The sequence below is a fragment of the Bradyrhizobium sp. AUGA SZCCT0177 genome (assembly GCF_018130125.1).
Classification (GTDB): domain Bacteria; phylum Pseudomonadota; class Alphaproteobacteria; order Rhizobiales; family Xanthobacteraceae; genus Bradyrhizobium.
The window spans coordinates 25,268-45,696 of record NZ_JAFCMA010000001.1; the positions used below are offsets into that span (position 1 = coordinate 25,268).

Annotated in this window: 13 protein-coding genes, 1 tRNA gene and 1 pseudogene; 5 read left to right on the top strand and 10 right to left on the bottom strand. The window is 63.7% G+C overall.

Annotated features, from left to right (window positions below):
• Positions 1-118: 118 nt before the first annotated feature.
• From JQ597_RS00105 to JQ597_RS00120, 4 genes and pseudogenes are all read left to right on the top strand, one after another.
• A complete protein-coding gene (locus tag JQ597_RS00105) occupies positions 119-1,894 on the top strand; it encodes a tetratricopeptide repeat protein (RefSeq protein ID WP_212261446.1) in 1,776 nt (591 codons plus the stop codon).
• Positions 1,895-2,039: 145 nt separating this feature from the next.
• On the top strand, positions 2,040-4,043 hold the full coding sequence (locus JQ597_RS37430; protein ID WP_249147143.1) for an HlyD family type I secretion periplasmic adaptor subunit: 2,004 nt from the start codon (positions 2,040-2,042) through the stop codon (positions 4,041-4,043).
• Positions 4,044-4,300: 257 nt separating this feature from the next.
• Positions 4,301-4,476 (top strand): annotated as a pseudogene (locus JQ597_RS37435) (anthrone oxygenase family protein); the annotation flags it as partial.
• Positions 4,477-5,338: 862 nt separating this feature from the next.
• Positions 5,339-5,677, top strand: a complete 339-nt coding sequence (locus tag JQ597_RS00120) for a hypothetical protein (protein ID WP_502754153.1) — start codon at positions 5,339-5,341, stop codon at positions 5,675-5,677.
• Positions 5,678-5,723: 46 nt separating this feature from the next.
• On the opposite strand, the gene JQ597_RS00125 is transcribed toward JQ597_RS00120, so the two are convergent.
• Positions 5,724-6,650, bottom strand: coding sequence for an SDR family oxidoreductase (locus JQ597_RS00125; protein WP_212261467.1), 927 nt, complete (start codon positions 6,648-6,650; stop codon positions 5,724-5,726).
• A 106-nt stretch (positions 6,651-6,756) separates the two neighbouring features.
• Positions 6,757-7,014 (bottom strand): hypothetical protein, encoded by a 258-nt coding sequence (locus tag JQ597_RS00130; RefSeq protein ID WP_212261470.1) that lies wholly within the window; start codon positions 7,012-7,014, stop codon positions 6,757-6,759.
• A 253-nt stretch (positions 7,015-7,267) separates the two neighbouring features.
• On the opposite strand from JQ597_RS00130, the gene JQ597_RS00135 reads away from it, so the two are divergent.
• On the top strand, positions 7,268-7,447 hold the full coding sequence (locus JQ597_RS00135) for a hypothetical protein (RefSeq protein ID WP_192735848.1): 180 nt from the start codon (positions 7,268-7,270) through the stop codon (positions 7,445-7,447).
• Positions 7,448-7,521: 74 nt separating this feature from the next.
• Here JQ597_RS00135 and JQ597_RS00140 read toward each other — a convergent pair.
• From JQ597_RS00140 to JQ597_RS00175, 8 genes are all read right to left on the bottom strand, one after another.
• Positions 7,522-7,595, bottom strand: a tRNA-Cys gene (locus JQ597_RS00140).
• A gap of 124 nt (positions 7,596-7,719) precedes the next feature.
• The gene (locus tag JQ597_RS00145) at positions 7,720-9,552 is read right to left on the bottom strand and encodes a carbamoyltransferase family protein (protein ID WP_212261473.1); all 1,833 of its coding nucleotides are present in this window, start codon (positions 9,550-9,552) and stop codon (positions 7,720-7,722) included.
• A 147-nt stretch (positions 9,553-9,699) separates the two neighbouring features.
• Positions 9,700-10,119: an SxtJ family membrane protein gene (locus JQ597_RS00150; protein WP_212261476.1), complete on the bottom strand. Its 420-nt coding sequence runs from the start codon at positions 10,117-10,119 to the stop codon at positions 9,700-9,702.
• An 80-nt stretch (positions 10,120-10,199) separates the two neighbouring features.
• Positions 10,200-10,946 (bottom strand): tRNA-uridine aminocarboxypropyltransferase, encoded by a 747-nt coding sequence (locus JQ597_RS00155; protein ID WP_212261479.1) that lies wholly within the window; start codon positions 10,944-10,946, stop codon positions 10,200-10,202.
• 57 nt (positions 10,947-11,003) lie between these two features.
• The gene (locus tag JQ597_RS00160) at positions 11,004-14,117 is read right to left on the bottom strand and encodes an efflux RND transporter permease subunit (RefSeq protein WP_212261481.1); all 3,114 of its coding nucleotides are present in this window, start codon (positions 14,115-14,117) and stop codon (positions 11,004-11,006) included.
• Positions 14,117-17,263: an efflux RND transporter permease subunit gene (locus JQ597_RS00165; protein WP_212261492.1), complete on the bottom strand. Its 3,147-nt coding sequence runs from the start codon at positions 17,261-17,263 to the stop codon at positions 14,117-14,119. The genes JQ597_RS00160 and JQ597_RS00165 overlap by 1 nt, the downstream gene beginning before the upstream one ends.
• A gap of 10 nt (positions 17,264-17,273) precedes the next feature.
• The gene (locus JQ597_RS00170; RefSeq protein ID WP_212261495.1) at positions 17,274-18,689 is read right to left on the bottom strand and encodes an efflux RND transporter periplasmic adaptor subunit; all 1,416 of its coding nucleotides are present in this window, start codon (positions 18,687-18,689) and stop codon (positions 17,274-17,276) included.
• Entirely contained in the window at positions 18,679-20,124 is a 1,446-nt protein-coding gene (locus tag JQ597_RS00175; RefSeq protein ID WP_212262443.1) for an efflux transporter outer membrane subunit, read from the bottom strand. Before JQ597_RS00175 ends, JQ597_RS00170 begins: the two co-directional genes overlap by 11 nt.
• Positions 20,125-20,429: the final 305 nt, after the last annotated feature.

Below are 20,429 nucleotides of genomic sequence, written 5' to 3' on the forward strand. Positions count from 1 at the left end.
ACCCAAGGAAGCGCGGGCCCACGCAACCGATACTGGCGGAGCTCTTCGAATTTCAGGTCGAGGTCCACCTGTTTACGTCGCGAGCTTCTTTGAAAGATTCAGCAAGCAAGGCCATAGAATGAGTTTCGTTGATCGTCTGATTGCGCCAGTCTCAATATCGGCCCGCGCCCGGCGTGGGATTGAGCTCCTCGAGTCCGGCCGCGCGGCTGAAGGCTTCCATCAACTCGCCTACGCCGCCCGCGGCGGCTGTATTGAGGCGCAGTATCGAATCGGGCGATGCTATCACGAGGGCACCGGCGTGCCACAAGCGACCACAGAGGCGGTACGTTGGCTCCAACGTGCTGCGGAAGCCGGTTCAGCGGACGCCCAGTTTTATCTCGCGCTTCTGTATGTTCAAGGCGTGATCATCCCTGAGCAGTCGAGTGCGGCTCTCTTTACCGTCGACAATGAAAGTGGCGGCCCAGATTTCTTCACGGCACTTAATTGGGCGCGCCGCGCCGCCGAGGGCAACTCGGCCGAGGGCCAGGCGCTTCTGGGATATATTCTAACTTCCGGCCCCGATACCATAACCGATGAGCTGGAAGCTGAGCGCTGGTACGAACGTTCGGCGGAAGCCGGCTGTCCTCAAGGGTCTCTTGGCCTTGGGCTCGCCCTGCTTCGCCGGGCACAGGACGAGCGGACACAAAAGGAAGCAGCTGAACAGATCGCGAAAGCGTCAGCGGCCGGCATTCCGACGGCACTCTATCTCATCGCTGTGCTCACGGAATTTGGCATAGGCGTGGCAGGCGAACTCACTCGAGCCGTCGAGCTTTATCGTCTCGCTGCCGACAAAGGCGTGTGCCTAGCGCAAAGGCGTTTGGGCGTGGCCCTCATCAATGGTCACGGTATCGAGCGCAACCTGGTCGAAGGCGAAACCTGGCTGCGCCGGGCCGCACTTGCCGGCGACGCAGAGGCAGCCGCCCGGGTCGGCCTTCTCTACGCGCGCGGAGGCGAATTGCCACCTAACTATGTCGAAGCCGTAGCATGGCTCGAGCGCGCCGCCGAAGGAGGTTACGCGCCAGCTGCGCGGACTTTGGGTCAGCTCTACTCGATCGGCACCGCCGTCGGCCGCGATCTGGACCTCGCAAATTTCTGGCTGGAGCGTGCAGCCGAACTCGGTAACGAGGCGTCGAAAGCCGACTTTGCCAATCTCGTGCTCCGCGGCGGCGGCAAATCCGGCGATCAGGCCAAGACGCGTCATTGGTTCCAAGAGGCGGCCGAGACGGGGGATCTCATAGCCGCCTTCAACTTCGCCGTCTGCTTCGCCGAAGGAATCGGGATCGAGCGCGATGAGACCGCGGCGGCGCTGTGGCTTCGCCGCGCTGCAGTAGGCGTCCCGACTGCCCAATATTGGTATGGTCGGATCTTGATTGAAGGCCGTGGCGTCTCAGAAAACACAGTTGAAGGGCGAATGTGGCTGAGCCGCGCCGCCGACGCCGGGATCGTCGATGCGCAAGTTCTTCTCGGCGAGATGCTTGTAAACGGCCGAGGTGGACCAGCCGACCATCGCGGGGCCCGCGCGCTATTTGAAAAGGCTACTAGTCAGGGCCACGTTGGGGCGATGTTCGCGCTCGGTGCGCTTTACCATGGCGGTCATGATATCGCAGCAGATCCTGGTCTGGCGCAGCGCTGGTTCCGCGATGCGGCGCAGCGCGACCATCCACGGGCGCAACTGATGCTCGGCCGATATCTCCTCGGCGGCGCTGCGGGCCGGACTGATCTTGCCGAAGCACGGCAATGGTTCGAGGCGGCTGAAGCCCAAGGGGTGACTGAAGCGGCGCTCGAGTTAACACGTCTTGCTAAAGAACCGGGCGGTGGGGCTCGCAGTTTGAAAGGAAGTGCCTCGGCCGCGTAGTCAACAGGAAAGTCTACATGCGAGATCGGAAATGGATTAGCCTCGCGTGTGGTGGCGCAAGCTAGCAAAGCCTGAACCTGTGCGGCGCGGAGGCACTGGCTAACTAAAAAGCGTTCGGCGAAGGCCTAATTCAACATGGTATAGAATGACCAATTACTACCCGCTCATCGATAAGGCTGTCACCACGCTGGCGCTCAATACCGGCGAGGCTCGGCGTGAGCTCTATGAGCGCACTCGCTCCGCCTTCATCCGGCATTCGGGCAACCAAAATCCGCCGCTCACGAAAACAGAGCTGATATGTGAGCATCTCGCTCTTGAGGAAGCGATCCAGAGGGTAGAGGCCGACCGTAGCGGCAGGAACCTGTCCCGCGAAACCTTCTCGGCGAGGCCTGGTGGGCAGAATCCGGATGGCCCTCGCTCCCCGGCCCTGCAACCAGTATCGGCCGCAGTTACTTTACTCAGCCGCGAGCCTGTCCAACCGCCACAGCGTGAGCAGCCTGTAGTCACGCGCCGCGAGAAAGTAGAAGTATTCCCCCGTTCGACGATGTTCCCCGCCAGCATCGAAACAGCGTCGGCCGCAACCCAACCTGCGGATCCGCCGCGGGCGTCATCGCCTCTGCGCAAGCGCTTCAGTTTGTTTTTCGGTCGCAAGCAGGAAACGCCGTCGGTACCGCCGCCACTTGAGTTCAAGTCTTCGAGCACCGCGCGAAAAGCTCCGGCCAAGCCTGCGGCCGGAAGTATTCGTTGGCCCTCTATCCCCACAGTCCCTGCCATAAAACGATTGTTCAGCGAGCGTAATAAAGTCGATGCGCAACCGTCGTCGCTCCTCGAATTTGAGTCCCCGACGGCAGCGCTTGTTGAAGCACCGATCAAGCCCGCGGCGCGAAGCATGCTCTGGACGGTTGTCTCGGCGATCCTGGCCTCGATGGCGGTGTCTGCGCTGTTTCCTATTGATATGGTCGTGACCGGCTCGGGACGTGTCGTGTCGCTTCAGGCGACCAATGTCGTGCAGCCGCTTGAGACGGCTATTGTGCGCGCGATCAACGTGCGCGAGGGCCAAACCGTGCGCGCCGGAGAGCTGCTGGCTCGCCTCGACCCGACCTTCTCCGCGGCCGACGTAAGCGCCCTGCAGACACAGGTTAAAAGCTTTCAGGCAGAGGTCGACAGGCTCACGGCGGAAGCTTCCGGGACGCCGTACCAGCCGACGAGCGCGGATACCTCCACGGTCCTGCAAGTTGCGATGTATGGCCAGCGCCAGGCGCAGTATCGGTTTCAGATTGAGAGCTACAACCAGAAACTCAGCGGGCTTCAAGCGCAGATAACCCGCGCTGAGCACGACGTCGCGGCATTTGGCCAACGCCACCGGATCGCGAGCGTACTTGAGTCAAAGCGACGGGAACTCGAGCGGTTGCAGGTCGGCAGCCAAGTGAACCGCTTAATCGCGGAAGACCAAGCTATCGAGATGCAACGCAACTTGACGGACGCGACCGGCGCAGCCGAGCGCGCCCGCCGCGACCTCGACCAGTTGTTCGCCGAACGTGACGGCTACGAACAGCAGTGGAAGGCGAAGATCAGCGAGGAACTTACGTTGCGCAGACGCAGCCTTAGCGATGCAACTGAAAGCCTGCGCAAGGCGACGCTACGGCGCGAACTCGTTGACTTACGCGCCGACCAGGACGCAGTGGTCCTCAGTGTGGCTAAGGTCTCTGTCGGCTCGGTCATGCAATCCGGCGAGCAGCTGATCACTCTCGTGCCGACCGATGCGCCGCTCGAGGTGGAAATGCGTATCGCCAGCGCCGACGCCGGCTACGTCCACGCCGGACAGAAGGTCGCGATCAAATTCGACACTTTCCCGTTCGTCCAATACGGCATGGCCGAGGGGACAGTCCGCTTTATCAGCCCCGATAGCTTCGGCGGCGGGCAAGATACGCAGCGTGGAACCGTCGTCACCCAAGGTGATAGCTCTGCGGTCTTCTACAAAGCCCGCGCGGCCATTGATGAGCTCAAGATGCACGGCGTGCCTGGCGGCTTCCAGCTCAAGCCGGGCATGACCGTTACTGCCGACGTCAAGGCGGGCAAACGGACCTTGCTGACCTATTTGTTCGCCCGGGTACTGCCAGTTGGCCTCGAGGGAATGCGCGAACCTTGATTTTGAATGGTTCACCAAGCAAGGCCAAAAACGGTCCCGGCGCAGCGCTTTTTCTCGCGCGGCCAGACAATGCGGCTCTCGCTGCGGGTCCTACAGCCGGTTGCTCAGGGAAACACCGAGCGACGTAGCCGCATGAGGAGAGAGGACGAGTTTGAACCCCCAAGCATGAGCGATTGGTAGGGGCTGAGATGGCCTCACCGAGATCTACCAGTTCGAAACCCGCCGGCGTGAACCGGCGAGCGCGAGCATGTTCGTGCACAGCCGTCTTCAACGTACCCTTGAACAACGCGCTGGCCGCCGTCGACCCCGCAAGTGCCGAGGCCGCACCGCTATGGGCGCGCTATCTGACCGACTGGAGCTGTGGAATCATGTGCGGACGATTGCATCCACCGCGGCCTGTGCGCTGTTCATCTGGGCGATGGCGGTGAGATAGGGCGACACGCGTCATCAGTGCTTTGCGGGGACCTTTGGACGGTCGTCAACTCTCTGGAGTTGCGACATGGTTGGAGGCATATTGTTGGCAACCGCCATTGACGGCAGAAATGACAGGGGGCGTCGCATGAGGATTTTCCCGATACTCGCGATCGGTTTGGCTCTGGCACTTGGCGCATGCGGCAAGGATCCTGGGCCCAAGGGCGATGCAGGTCCGCAGGGGCCGGCCGGGCCTCAAGGGGCTCAAGGCGTGCAGGGTATCGCGGGAGCGCAGGGCCAGCCCGGCGCACAAGGACCCCAAGGCCCCCAGGGCGCGCCGGGTCCCAAGGGCGAGGCGGGTCCAAAGGGTGAGCTCGGCCCCAAGGGTGAGCCGGGCCCCAAAGGTGACAAGGGTGACACGGGTCCAAAGGGCGACGCCGGCGCCGTCAGCGTTCGAGCCGTTCAGGCCGACGGATCGGTAAGCTGCGAATCGACGGAAGTTTTGGTGTCGGTGTTCTGCCCGGGTGGCGGTGCGGCTGACGGCGCCAAATGCGGGACGGCCCCGACCGTTGGTTTGTGCCTGCGAAAGCCATAAGCCAAACCGGACTCTTGTTGCCGATTCGCCAGCCAGCATCGCGGCGGCGCCCGGCTCGCCTCAGCGAAGCAGGCCTGCGCGACCGCCAAAAGCAAGCTCGCAAGCGTGGTCGCAAGAAATAGCGGCATGAACAGCACTGCACGATCACGGCGTTGATTGCGTTCATCTCTGGCAACCTTAGATTGTATGGAGGCTGAAAGTTGGACGTTCGCCGGCCGCTATTTGGCAGAACGAACCCAAATTTAGTTAGAAAAAACAATGGCTGGCGTCAATCAAGAGCGCCCGGGACCTGCATCCGGCGCTCTGTCGTATTGTCGACAGCTACTACCGGATGTTCATCGACGAACCCGTGATGCGCGACATCTGGCAAGCCACCCAGGCCGACCGGGCGCTGCAAAAACTCGACGAGGAAGACGGCGCTTATCTCGCCGGTCTGCTCGACGAGGCGCTGCGGCGGATCGCGCCGGACGCGCCCTCTCCTGCGCTGGCGTCGTTCTCGCAGCTGGTCATGACGCTGATCGCAGCCACCGTGCGCCACGCGATCGCGCTGGAGCCGAAGCAAGCCACGCGCATGCTGACGCTGTTCAAGCGGATGCTGCCGAAGAATCTGGCGCCGCTGGAGATATGAGTGCCGATCGCGCCCAAGTCGGCAATAGAAAGTCAGCAATAGCAAGTCAGCGATAGCCGGTCACGTCGGCAGGCCGGCCGGCGTCCTGGACCTCGACGACGTATCGCCACGCATCGGGCCGGCTGCCGTCGAGATCGGTAAATCCGTAGATTGTTGCCAGCTCGCCGCTCGACAGCGACTTTCCGTTCCAGCGTGCAACGTCGGGATCGCCGGCAAGTGCGACGACGGCGCGGCCCACGAAGGCCGGGCTCTCCGATATCGCAAAGTGCGGCTGGACCTTGGTGGCATCGCGCCAGTTCGCTTCAGTGACGCGGTAGGCATCGAGCATGGCTTCCGAGCGCAGCCAGCCAGGCGTCAGCGCAACAGCCGTTCCACCGTGCGGCGCCAGTTCATGGGCTAAAGCGAAGGCCATGCGGTTCACCGCCGCCTTGGCCAGATCGTAGAAGAACGAAACCCGGTAATTCGTGGCGTTGTAGGTGTCGGTACCGTCGGTCATCTCGACCACCAATCCGCCGCGCGTCTTGATCAGCAAGGGGGCGGCGAAATGGCTGGTGATGGCGTGGGTATCGATGGCGAGGCGGAGTGTACGCAGGCCATAGTCGAGAGAGGATTCCCAGACCGGCTTGTTCCACTCCATCCGGGTGGCGCCCCAGATGTCGTTCACCAGGATATGCAGGGCGCCCTGCTCGAATGCGATGCGATCGACCAGGCCCTGTACCTGCGTGGGTTCGAGATGATCGACCTGAACCGCGATGCCGTGGCCACCGGCCGCATTCACCAGATCGGCGGTTTCCTCGATCGTCTCCGGCCGGTTCATTTCCGATTGCTGCTGTCGCGTCGTGCGCCCGGTCACGTAGACCGTCGCTCCCGCCGCTCCCAATTGAACGGCAATGCCGCGGCCGGCGCCGCGGGTGGCGCCTGCGACCAGCGCGACCTTGCCCGCAAGCGGGCCCTTCAATCCAGTGGCTTTCATGGACGGCATCGCTCCCTGAATGCGAAGTTTTCATCGCATCTAAGGAAATGATCCCGCTTCGTAAAGGGAACGGACGTCGCGCCCTGGGGGCCGGTGCAGCAGCTGGCTACTGCTCGAACACCGCCGCACAGGCCGGGCTCAGGCTTGCCTTCTGCCGACGCAGGCAGGTGGTGATGGCGCGCGCGTTGGGGATTTCGCCGGCGCACAGGCGGTAGACGTCGGGCGTGCAGGCCCGGCGTTGCTCAGGCGTGCCCTGTTGGGCGTTAGCCGACCCTGCTGCGAACAGCGCGAGGAGCAGACCGACCATCGAAGCGCGGCGGACCCGGCTGCGTACCGCTCCAACTCGCGCCACGTGCGTCTTCATGTCCGCATCTCCCTGGTCGGGCCCGGCTTGACAGCACGGACGTCATCCGACCGAATACGCGGAATAATTTTCGTGGAATGTGATTTTTCTCACACTTTATACTGAGCGTTCGGGTCTACCGTGCCCCTCGGGGAATCAACCATTTAGTAACTACGTTTGCCGCGATTGGCCGATCGATAAAATTGGATCGATCCGTTCAATCTGGAAACAAACCGGTTTTGAGAACGTGCGCTCTGGAACCCCGGAGAGCGCGATGAGCGAAGTTGAGTTCGACCTATTGCTGGACGCCGTGAAAACGGCCATTGCGCCCATACCGGAGGATGATTTTGTGGCCCAGACCCTGCCCTTTCGCCGGACGCCGCGCCCCGCCAACGACAACCGCGCCCCCTGGCCGCTGGTTCCGTTTCCTGAAGGCTGGTACGCCTCCTGCTAAGCGCCTGAGCCTGACGACGGCCTGAAGTTCGTCCGGCCTCTCATATAATCGATCTAAGTTATTGATTATATGGATGGAGGCCACGACCAGAATTGAACTGGTGTACACGGTTTTGCAGACCGTTGCGTAACCACTCCGCCACGTGGCCCCATCGGGGCGGATCAATACAGCCCGCCAATGGGTTAGGCAACCTTCCTCGTTTCCCCATCGACAAAGTTCTGAAACTCCAAATCCGTGGATTTCTGAAACCCGCGATCCGCCTCGCCGTGCGATCAGTCGAGCTCGAACGCGTTCTTGTAGTCGAGCTTCAGCGACGTCGGCTGGTCTTCCTTGAGCAGAAAGCAATTGCCGACCACCAGCACTTCGATATCGCTGCCCATGAAGCAGCGGAAGGCGTCTTCCGGCGTGCACACGATCGGCTCGCCGCGGACATTGAAGCTGGTGTTGACCAGCACCGGGCACCCGGTTTCCGCCTTGAAGGCCGTCAGCAGCGCATGAAAGCGCGCATTGGTGTCGGCATGCACGGTCTGTATCCGCGCCGAATAATCCACATGGGTCACGGCCGGGATGTCCGAGCGCGGGATATTGAGCCGTTCGATACCGAACAGCTTTTCATCGCCGGGATTGGCGGGCCGGCGGTGCTTCTTCAGCACATCGGCGACGATCTGCATGTACGGACTGTCGCCGTCGAGTTCGAACCATTCGGCGACATCCTCGCGCAGCACGGCCGGTGCGAAGGGACGAAAACTTTCGCGGAACTTGACCCGCAGGTTGAGCGAGCTTTGCATCCTCGGTGAGCGGGGATCGCCGAGGATCGACCGCGCCCCAAGCGCGCGCGGGCCGAATTCCATCCGTCCCTGGAACCAGCCGACTGCTTTCTCCGCAACCAGCGCTTTGACGGTGCTTTCGATCAGCGCGTCATCGGTGAGCGCAGTGAACACCGCCCCCGCCTGCGCCAGGCGCTGCTCGATCTCGGCTTGCGCGAATGACGGCCCGAGATAGCCGCCCGCCATGGCATCGCCGGCGGGCGCCACCCGCGCCTTGCCGGCAAACTGATAATACGCCGCCAGCGCCGCGCCGACCGCGCCTCCGGCGTCGCCCGCGGCAGGCTGCACCCATATGTTCTTGAAGGTGCGCTCACGCAGGATTTTTCCGTTGGCGACGCAGTTCAGCGCCACGCCGCCGGCCAGACACAGATTCTCCGATTGCCCCTCGCGCGCCAGACTGCGGGTCAGCCGCAGCACGATTTCTTCCGTCACCTGCTGCACCGAAGCGGCCAGATCCATGTGGCGCTGGTCCAGGCGCTCGGACGGCTCGCGCGGTTTGCCGCCGAACAGCTTGTCGAACCGCCCGTTGGTCATGGTCAGGCCGGTGCAATAATCGAAATATTGCAGGTCGAGCCGGAAGCTGCCGTCGTCCTTGAGGTCGACGAGATGGTCGAGGATCAGTTTGGTATATTTCGGCTCACCGTAGGGCGCGAGGCCCATCACCTTGTACTCGCCGGAATTGACCTTGAAGCCGGTGTAATAGGTGAAGGCCGAATAAAGCAGCCCCACCGAGTGCGGGAAATTGATCTCGCGCGTCAGGTCGAGCGTATTGTCCCTGCCGTAGCCGGCCGACGTCGTCGTCCATTCGCCGACGCCGTCCAGCGTCAGGATCGCGGACTCGGCAAACGGCGAGGCAAAGAACGCCGAGGCCGCGTGGCTCTGGTGATGATCGGCGAACAGCAGTTTCGCTTCCCAATCGACGCTGCCGTCGATCTCCAGGAGATGGTCGCGGAGCAGGCGTTTCTGGAACAGCTTCTCCTTTAGCCAGACCGGTATGGCCATCCGGAACGACTGAAAGCCGCGCGGTGCGAATGCAAGGTAGGTCTCGAGCAGGCGTTCGAATTTGAGGAACGGTTTTTCGTAGAACACGACGTGGTCGAGTTCGCTTGCGCTGATGCCCGCTGCCGACAGGCAATAACGGATCGCGGCGGCCGGAAAATTCGGATCGTGCTTCCTGCGCGTGAAGCGCTCTTCCTGCGCAGCGGCGACGATCTTGCCGTCCACCAGCAAGGCTGCGGCGCTGTCGTGGTAGAATGCGGAGATGCCGAGGATGCGCACGTCGCCACTCAAGACAGGGTACAGACGAACGGCGTCAGCGCTGAGCCGTTGTTCACGGCCGGCAATCCTTCCATACGGGCATCACGCGAACCAAAAAGCGATCCCGGAGAGGCAAATGGCTCGTGCAGGCACGACATCAGGCGGACCTTAGAACTGCTGCCGCATGGATTGCGATGGTGGTCTCGGATCGGAGCGCGGCAGCCAATAGGTCGGGGATGAACGATCCCTGGCGAGATTGAGGAAATCCTTGCCGAAAAGGCGCATGGCCAGCCCAATCGGCAGGATCGTGCCAAAGAAAAGCAAGGCCATGATGACGGGGTTGACCACGCGATACATCAGAAGCCCGAGCTTCAGCCATGCCCGGTTGGCGGGGTTCAGGGTCTGCGGGCGCCACAGGGTCAGGCCTGCGAGCACCGCGGCGGCGCCCAGCCAGAACGGCGCATGAGACGAACCCTGGTAGAGACCGTACCCGCCGATCAGCGAAAAAAACGCGGCCATCGTGAACCCGAAATTGCGGTCGCTTGGCCCGACGACAACCTCGTCATGTTGCGACTCAAGCGATTGCATCGGTACTTTCTGCTGATGTTTTCGGCTTTGACGACAGACAACCCGGCGGTTCTACTGATCGCTCGCAACCTTCGCCAGCATTATTTGGCGCGGGCTTTAACCCCCTTGCGGCGGCGATAATCGCGCTTCTTCGGCTTGGGTGCGAGTTCCGGCATGGTGGTCTGAACCTCGCGATATCGCGTCAGCAGCCGCTCGAAGCTGCCGTTGAGCGTCTCGGCGATATCGGGCCGCTTCTCCAACCCCGCCAGCAGCATCGCCGCGGCCTCGATCGTGGAGAGCCCGTCGGCACGCGGCTCCTTGCGGAGCTTGCCATAGCGCGAGGCGCGCTTGGGCCCAAGAATCACCCGTTGGCATTTCAGCATCCAGGCATTGCGCCACCACAGCGCCTTGGCCTGGCTCCAGGTGCCGTCGAGCAGCACGATGCCCTCGATATCACTGAGGATGGCGCGCTGATGCGGTTCGATCTCGCCCTTGCGGTTGATCGCGACGATTTCGTTCTCGGTCTCGAGCTCGCTGACCTTGGCGGAACCAAGATACAGCACCGCCCAGCGCGAGGGATCGTCCACCGGCCGCCCCAGCGCCTTGGAGAGGCTCGGCCAGGACAATCCGATCTTGAGCACGGCGTCGCCAAAATGGAGCGCCGTCAGGCGCGCCGTACCCAGCGTCCGGTCCTGCTCCTGCGGATGCTGCAGGATCAGGAGCGAAACCTTGTTCTCGATCGGCGTGATGCTGTCACAGATGCACAACGGCAGCGGTTTGCCGCAATCGGCGCACTCCGGCACCTCTTCTGCGTCAGGTGTGGCTTTGGCTTCGGATTGTTTTGACATCCGCCCGCTATACGCTGCGCCGCCCACCCCATCAACAATTCAGGGCCGATCCGGCGATTATTCCGCCGGCGCCTGGATTGCGGCCGGTTCGGACCACCGCCGCCGCAACCTGTCGATCAGAAGGTAGATCACGGGTGTCGTGTACAAAGTGAGGATCTGGGACACGAACAATCCCCCGATGATGGTAATTCCGAGCGGCCGGCGCAGCTCGGTGCCCGGGCCGGTCGCGATGACAAGGGGAATGCCCGCGAACAGCGCTGCCAGCGTCGTCATCAGGATCGGCCGGAACCGGGCGGTGCAGGCCTCGAAGATCGCGTCCGCCGACGACAGGCCACGGTGACGCTCGGCGTCGAGCGCGAAATCCACCATCATGATGCCGTTCTTCTTGACGATCCCGATCAGCAGAATGATGCCGACAAAGGCGATCACGGTCAGCGGCGTGTTGGTCACCTGCAGTGCGAGCAGCGCGCCGAGCCCCGCCGAAGGCAGCGTCGAGATGATGGTCAGGGGATGCGCAAGGCTCTCATAGAGCACGCCGAGCACGATATACATCGCCACCAGCGCGCCGAGGATCAGCAGCGGCTGCCGGCCGCTGGTCTTGTTGAAGTCGCCGGCATTGCCGTCGAAACTGCCGCGGATGCCCTCCGGCATATGCAGCTCGTCGACCGCGCGCTGGATGTTGGTGGTCGCGACCTCGAGCGGCACGTTGGGCAGCAGGTTGAACGACACCGTCGTCGAGGGGAACGACTGCGAGTGATAGACCGCCAGCGGCGACAGGCCGCGCTGATAGCGCACGACGGCCGATAGCGGCACCTGCGCGTCGTTGGCGCCGGCGACGAAGATACGTTCGAGGTTCGACGGATCCGCCTGGAACTTCGGGTCGATCTCCAGCACCACCATGTACTGGTTGCGCTGGGTGTAGATGATCGAAATCTGCCGCTGCGCGAACGCGTTGTTCAAGGCGTTGTCGATGTCCTGGACGCGAACACCCAAGCTCGACGCCGTCTTGCGGTCGATCACCAATGACAATTGCAGCCCGCCGGGATCGCGGTCAGAGGACACGTCGGTAATGCCCTCGACGGTCTCCATGCGCTTGCCGACGATGGGGGCCCACTTCTGCAGCAGATCGAGGTCGGTGCTCGACAGCGTGTACTGATAGTCGGAATCGCTCTGCCGTCCGCCGGTCCTTATATCCTGGGCGGCAAACATGAACAGGCGGATGCCGGCGACGCGGTAGAGCGCCCGGCGCAGGCGATCGATCACATCGGCAGTCGACTGCCCCGCCCGCTCCTCCGGTGGCTTCAGGCTGATGAACATGGTGCCGCGGTTGGAGCCGCCGCCACCGGGACCGCCGCCGCTGCCAAGCGAGGAGCCGATACCGGCGACCGCAGGGTCGGCCATGACGATATCGGCCAATTGCTGTTGCAGGCCGAGCATCGCCTGAAACGAGATGTCGGGGGAAGCACGGGTCGATCCGATGATGAAGCCGCTGTCATCGGTCGGGAAATAGCCCTTCGGCGTCTTGATGTAGAGCGTCACCGTCAATGCGATGGTGGCAAAGAACACGACCAGGGTAAGATACGGAAACTCCAGCACCCGCCGCAGCGTCCAGGTGTAGAACGACACGGTGCGCGACAGCGTGCCCTCGACCAGCCGGTCGAACCAGGTGGCACGATCGGAAGTCGCCTCCTTGATGAAATGCGCGCAGATCATCGGGGTGACCGTGAGCGAGACCACGGTCGACACCACGATGGCAAAGGTCAGCGTCAACGAGAATTCGCGCAGCAGCCGCCCGACGATCCCGTCCATGAAGATCAGCGGCGTAAAGGCCGCGATCAGCGACAGGCTGATCGACAGCACGGTAAAGCCGATCTGCTTGGCGCCTTCCAGTGCCGCGGCGAGCGGCGCCATGCCCTGCTCGAGATTGCGGTACATGTTCTCGATCATCACGATGGCGTCGTCGACCACGAAGCCGACCGAAATCGCCAGCGCCATCAGCGACAGATTGTCGATCGAGAAACCGGCAAGCCACATCCCGGCGCAGGTACCGGCCAGCGCGAGCGGCACCGAGACGCCGGCGGCGATCGTCGGTGTCAACCGCCGCAAGAAGGCGAACACCACCACCATGACCAGGAACGCGGTCGCCAGCAGCGTAAATTGCATGTCGAGCACGCTGGCTCGGATGGTGCCGGTGCGGTCGACCAGCGTCGAAATCTCCACACCGCCGGGCAGCCATTGCTGCAATTCCGGCAGCAGCGCCCTCACCCGGTCGACGGTATCGATGACGTTGGCGTCGCCCTGCTTGGTGATCTGGATCAGCACCGCCGGCTGCTTGTTGAACCAGGCGATCGAGCGGCTGTTGCGGACGGAGTCTTCCACCTCGGCCACGTCGGAGAGGCGGACGAAATTGCCCCCCGAGCTCTTGATGATGATGTCGCGGAATTCGGCCGCCGTGCGCATCTGCTTGTTGGTCGAGATCGTCTCGCTCTGGCGGCCGCCGTTGAAGATCCCGACCGGGCCGAGCGGGTTGGAATTGACGATCGCCAGCCGCACGTCGTCGGTGGCGATGCCCGCATTGGACAGCGCGACCGGGTTGAGCGCGATCCGTACCGCGGGCTGATCCGCGCCGCTGACGGTGACTTCGCCCACCCCCGGGACCTGCGAGATGCGCTGCGCGATCACGGTGTCGGCGACGTCGTACATCGCGCTCGTCGTCAGCGTCTTCGAGGTCAGCGCCAGCACGAACACGGGCGCCGCCGACGGATTGGCCTTGCGGAACCGCGGCAGTGACGGCAGGTCGCTCGGCAGATCCGCCAGCGAAGCGTTGATCGCCGCCTGCACGTCACGCGCGGCGCGGTCGATGTTGCGGCCGATCGCGAACTGCAACTGGATGCTGGTGGTGCCGAGCGAGCTGGTCGAGGTGATCTGGTCGATGCCCGAGATTTGCCCGAGCCGCCGCTCCAACGGGGCCGCAACCGTCGACGCCATGATCGAAGGGTCGGCGCCCGGGCGTGTGGCGGAAACCCGGATCGACGGAAAATCGACGTTGGGAACCGCCGACACCGGCAGAAACACATAGGCGACGACCCCGACCAGAAAGAGCCCGATCGCCAGCAGCGTGGTGCCTACCGGCCTGCGGATGAAGGGCTCCGAGATCGAGATCGATGCCATTACTGCATCCCCTCGGTAGCACCGGCGACCGGCGGCCCGGCAGGCCCCGGCTTCGGCACCGCCTTGTCCATTTTGCGGTTGAGCCGGTCGAGCGCCAGATAGATCACGGGCGTGGTGTAGAGCGTCAGCAACTGGCTCAGCAGCAACCCGCCGATGATCGAGACGCCGAGCGGGAAACGCAATTCCGCGCCGGTGCCGCTTTCGAGCGCCAGCGGCAGCGCGCCGAACAGGGCAGCCAGCGTCGTCATCATGATCGGGCGGAAGCGCAACAGGCAGGCCTGCACGATCGCTTCGTTCGCAGACATGCCCTTGTGACGCTCCGCCTCAAGGGCAAAGTCGATCATCATGATCGCGTTCTTCTTGACGATGCCCATCAGGAGAATGATGCCGATCAGGCCGATCACCGACATGTCCTGGCCGCACAGCATCAGCGCCAGAATGGCGCCGATGCCGGCCGACGGCAGCGTCGAGAGAATGGTGATCGGGTGGATGTAGCTCTCATAGAGCACGCCGAGCACGATGTAGATGGTGACCAGCGCAGCCAGGATCAGCCATGGCTGCCCGGCCAGCGATTTGGCGAACTCGGCCGCGTCGCCGGCATAGACGCCGACGATGCTGCCGGGCATGCCGATGCGGGTTTCGATCGACTTGACCGCCTCGACGGCGTCGCCGAGCGCTTCGCCCGGCGCCAGGTTGAAACTGAGCGAGATGGCGGGGAACTGCGCGTGATGCGAAATCGCCAGCGGCGCTGTGGTACGCGTCAGCGTCGCGATCGCCGAGATCGGCACCTGACCGGCCGGGCTTCCCGGCGTTGCCGCCACACCCGGCACGTAGAGTTTCGAGAGGATCGAAGGATCGCGCTGATACATCGGCATGGCTTCCAGCACCACGCGGTACTGGTTGGCCTGGCCGTAGATGGTCGATATCTGCCGCTGCGCAAAGGCGTCGTTCAGCGTATCGGTCACGACCTGCAGGCTGACGCCGAGCTGGCCGGCGCGCTGGCGGTCGATGTCGAGCGCGGCGCGCAAGCCGCCCTCCTGCGCTTCCGACGAGACATCGCGGAACAGCGGATCCCGCCGCATTTCGGCGACGAGCCTGTTGGCCCATTTGGTCACTTCGGCGGAATCGGTGCCGGTCAGCGTGTACTGGTATTGCGAGCGGCTCGACTGGGTCGAGATCTGCACATCCTGCACCGGCTGGAAATAGATGGTCATGCCGGGGATCGAGGCCGTGCGCTGCTTCAGCCGGTTGACCACGACCATGATGTCGTCGTGCCGCTCGCCGCGCGGACGCAACGTCATCACCAGCCGGCCGACATTGGTGGTCGGATTGACCGAGCCTGCGCCGATCACGGAGACCACGCCGACCACGTCCGGATCGGCCTGGATCGCGGCGGCCGCCGCCATCTGCCGGCTTTGCATCTCGGCAAAGGAAACGTCGGGCCCGGCCTCGGTCACCGCCGTGATCGAAGCCGTATCCTGCAGCGGCAGAAACCCCTTCGGCGCGACCACGTACATGACCAGGGTCGCGACGATGGTGAGGAACGTCACGGCGAGCGTGGCGCGCTGGCGCTGCAGCACCCACAGCAGCGTGCGGTGGTAGAGTTCGACCGTGCGATCGATGAAGCGGCTGACGGCGGCGAGCCCCGGAACGGCAAATTCCTCATGAACGTTCTTGAGCAGCCGCGAGCACATCATCGGCGTCAGCGTCAATGAGACGACCGCCGACGTCACCACCGCGATCGTCAGCGTCAACGCGAATTCGCGGAACATGCGGCCGACCAGGCCGGACATGAACAATAGCGGGATGAACACCGCGATCAGCGACACCGTCAGCGAAATCACGGTGAAGCCGATCTCGCTGGCGCCCTTCAGCGAGGCCTCCATGACCGACTCGCCGTCTTCCATGTGGCGGACGATGTTCTCGATCATCACGATGGCGTCGTCGACCACGAAGCCGGTGCCGATCGTGAGCGCCATCAGCGACAGATTGTCGAGGCTGAAGCCCGCGAAATACATGATCCCGAAGCTCGTGATCAGCGACAACGGCAGCGCCACTCCCGCAATCAGCGTGGCACGCAGCGAGCGCAGGAACAGCAGCACGACCAGCGTCACCAGCACCACTGAAAGGATCAGCGTGAACTGCACGTCATGGACGGAGGCGCGGATGGTGACGGTGCGGTCGCTGACGATGGTCAGCTTGACGCCCGCCGGGATCGCGCGCTGCACCTTCGGAATTTCCTCGCGGATCTGGCGCACCACCTCGATCACATTGGCGCCGGGCTGCCGCTGGATGTCGATGATGACGGCCGGCGTGCCCTGATACCAGCCGCCGGTACGGTCGTTCTCCAGCCCGTCGATGATGATGGCGACGTCGCCGATCGTGACCGGCGCTCCGTTTCGATAGGCGATGATGATCGGCTTGTAGGCCTCCGCGGCCGCGATCTGGTCGTTGGCGGCGATGGTGTAGGATTGCTGCGCGCCGTCGAGCGATCCCTTCGGGCCCGAGACGTTGGCCCCGGCAATGGCGGCGCGCAGGTCCTCCATCGAAATGCCGTAGGCGGCCAGCCGCGCAAGGTCGGCCTGCACCCGCACCGCAGGCTTCAGCCCGCCCAGCACCGCGACGCGGCCGACGCCGGAAATCTGGCTGAGCCGCTGGCCCAAAATCGTGTCGGCGATATCGCTCATCGCGCGCAGCGAAATGGTGTCCGACGTCAGCGCCAGCGTCATGACGGGCGCATCGGCCGGGTTGACCTTGGCATAGGTCGGTGGGTACGGCAGGTTTTTGGGCAGGATACCGGCCGCCGCATTGATCGCGGCCTGCACGTCCTGGGTGGCGCCGTCGATGTCACGGTTGAGATCGAACTGCAGCGATATCTGGCTGACGCCGAACGAACTGGTCGATTGCATCGACGACAGCGACGGGATCTGGCCGAGCTGACGCTCCAGCGGCGCCGTGATCAGCGACGCCACCACGTCCGGGCTGGCGCCCGGCAGTTGCGTCGTGACCTGCACGGTCGGGAAATCAACCTGCGGCAGCGCCGACACCGGCAACGCCCAATAGCCGAGCGCGCCGCCGATCAACAGCGCGATCCCGAGCAACGAGGTCGCGATCGGCCGGCGGATGAACGGTTCGGAGACGCTCATGGTTGCGTCCTCATGGCTGCGATTTCGCAGGCCCGCCCGATTGTTGGCCTGCCGGTGCCGGCCCGGTCTGTCCTTTTTGATCGCCCTCGCCGCGTTCGCGCCTGCCGCGGTGTTCGCCGTCTTTGGCTTGTCCTTCCTTGGCCTGGCCACCCTGACCGCCCTTGCCGTCGGGGCTGCGGCTGCGCTTGCGCGGCGCGAGGTCGGCGGTCGGCGCCCGGTCATCGGTGCCGATCAGAACCTTGGCGCCGTCGGACAGATTGGCAAAGCCCGTGGTCACCACACGGTCGGAGGTCGAAAGCCCGCTCGCGATCACGGCATCGTGCTCGTTCTGCTGCGTCACCACGACAGGCTTGGCGGTTGCGATATCGCCGGGGCCGATCACGTAGCTGAACGTCCCGGCGGGACCGCGCTGGACCGCCGAGGTCGGTACCACGATCGCCTTGTCGAGCGTTTCGACCTTCAGCCGCACATTGACGAATTGACCCGGCCAGAGCTGGAATTTGGCGTTGGGAAATTCCGCCTTGAGTTTCAGCGTTCCCGTGGTCGGGTCGACCTGGTTGTCGATGCCTTTCAGCGTGCCGGCGTCGACCACGGTGACGCCGTCATTGCCGAAGACGTCGACCGCGAGTGCGCCCTTGGCGGCGGCGGCATTGACCCGCACGATCTGTTGCTGCGGCAGGCTGAACTGTACCGCGATCGGCTGCAGCTGGGTGATGATGACGAGACCGGTCGCATCCGACGCCTTCACGATATTGCCCTGGTCGACCTGGCGCAGGCCGGCGCGTCCCGACAGGGGTGCGATGATCTTGGTGTAACCGAGGGTGGCTTGCGCATTGTCGATCGCGGCCTGGTCGGCCTTCACCAGCGCTTCCTGCTGGGCCACCAAAGCGCGCTGCGTATCGGCCTGCTGCTTCGATCCGGCGTTGGACGCCGCGAGCTGCTGGTAACGCGCGAGATCGAGTTTCTGGTTGGCGAGCTGGGCTTCGTCCTGCGCCTTCTTGGCAACCGCCTGATCATATTGCGCCTGGTAGATCACCGGATCGATTTCGCCCAGCACGTCGCCCTTCTTGACGTCCTGGCCTTCGGTGAAGTTCACCGAGATCAACTTGCCATCGACCTGGGCGCGCACGAGAACGTTATTCAGCGCGCGGACAGAGCCGACGCCATCGAGATAGACCGGCACGTCCTGGGTGCGCGGCGTCGCCGCCAGCACCGGCACCGGCAGGTCGAGGCGCGCACCGCCGCGACCACCGCCGCCGGCATTAGGCTTCGGCTGAAACGCGTACCAGCCGATGTAGCCGAGCCCGCCCAGGATCACGAGCGTCACGGCCAACGAGACCATGCGCTTGAGCACGCGCGACCAGAAACCCGGCTTGCGCACTTCCGGGGGTTTGGTGTCTTCCTCTGACTCCGGCTTAAAGAGCATCGACCGGCCTTTCCATCCTAGGCTCCCAGCCGCCCCCCAGCGCCTGATACAGGCTGACGATCGCGAGCAGCCGGGCCAATTGGGCCTGCGACAGCGAATCTTCCGCCTGGAATAACGTCAATTGCGTATTTAGCACAGTTACGATGTCGGCAGTTCCGGCCCGCAATTGCTGCTCGGACAGTTGAAACGCCCGCCGCGAGGACGCCACCACCTCGCGCTGCAGCCGCAGCCGCTCCGTGGTCTGGCGGATCGACATCAACGCATTGTCGACATCGGCAAAGGCCTGCACCACCGTCTTGCGATAGGTCTGCAGCAGTTCATCCTGCCGGGCCTTGGTGTATTCGAAATTGCCGAGGATCCTGCCGCCGTCGAAGATCGGCTGGGTCAGGCTGCCGACCATGCTGAAGAACGCGGCGTGCGGCTGAAACAGCGACGTCAGTGCGGAGCTCTGATAGCCACCCTGCCCGGTCAGTTGAATGCTCGGGAAAAACTGCGCACGGGCGTTGCCGACATTGGCGGTGGCGGATGCCAGCTGGGCTTCCTGGCGCCTGATGTCGGGGCGTTGCGTCAGGAGCTCCGACGGCAGTCCGGGCGTGACGCGGGGCGAGGCAACCTGGTTCAGCGTGCCGCCGATGACGCGCACCGATTCCGGCGGCCGCGATACCAGCGTCGCCAGCGCGTTGATGTTCTGGTCGAGCGTTTGCCGCAGCGGCGGCACCAGCGCGCGCTGGTTGGCCACGACGGTTTCCTGCTGGGCGACGTCGAGATCGTTTCCGGTGCCGGCCTGCAGCCGCTGCTTGATCGCATCGAGGATCCGGATCGCGCTGGCGATGTTGCGCTCTGCGGTGCGAATCCGGTCCTGCGCCGCGAGCACCTGGAAATAGGCGTTGGCAACCGTGGTCAGCGTGGTCAATGCGATGACGTCGCGGTCGAAGCGGTTGGCAACGGCGGTCTCTTCTGCCGCCTGGGCGGCGTCGCGATTCTTGCCCCAGAAATCGAGTTCATAGCTGGCGCTGAGCGAGGAGGAATAGTTGACGACCTCGCGGCCGCCATTGGTCAGGCCGCTCGCGCTCGAGCCCGAGGTGCGCGAATAGCTTTCCGAACCGCTGCCGCTCAGATTCGGCAGCAACGCCGCGCCGGCAATCCGGGCCTGCGCATCGGCCTGCACGAAGCGTGCGGTGGCGGCGGCGATGTCCAGATTGACGGTCTGGGCCTCTTCCATCAGCGTCGTCAGTTCCCGCGAGCGGAAACCGCGCCACCAGTCGAGCGTCGGCGGCGCGTCCTGCGGCTTGGTCAGGCGGGCGGCCTTGTAGCCGTCGGGGACGTCGAGCGCGGGATCGGGCAGATCCTTGGTCAGGATGCAGCCCGCCGAACTGGCGACCAGCCCTACGACCGCGAACGACCGCGCCAACCGGCTTACACCTGGAAACCGCATTCGCCAGCCTTCAACCACAGCCCCCGGTATTCGCTGGGTCACACCCGTTCTCCACCGGGCAAATTCCGGCGTGGCCCGCGATGAACGCTTGTTTGAGTGGTCTGCGACCCGTTCACGGGGGTGATGCTTCCGTTGGAACCGAGCCGTCATACTACCCTTGCGATCAGGGCGCGGACAGTCCCGGAACCATCCCGACGATCGCTGGCGCCAGCGCGCCAATCGACGATCAAAAGTGCAAGTTAGCCTTATTTTATCGGCCTTGGAACGCGATCGGGATGATGTCGGATCGTCCAAACCTTACGAAG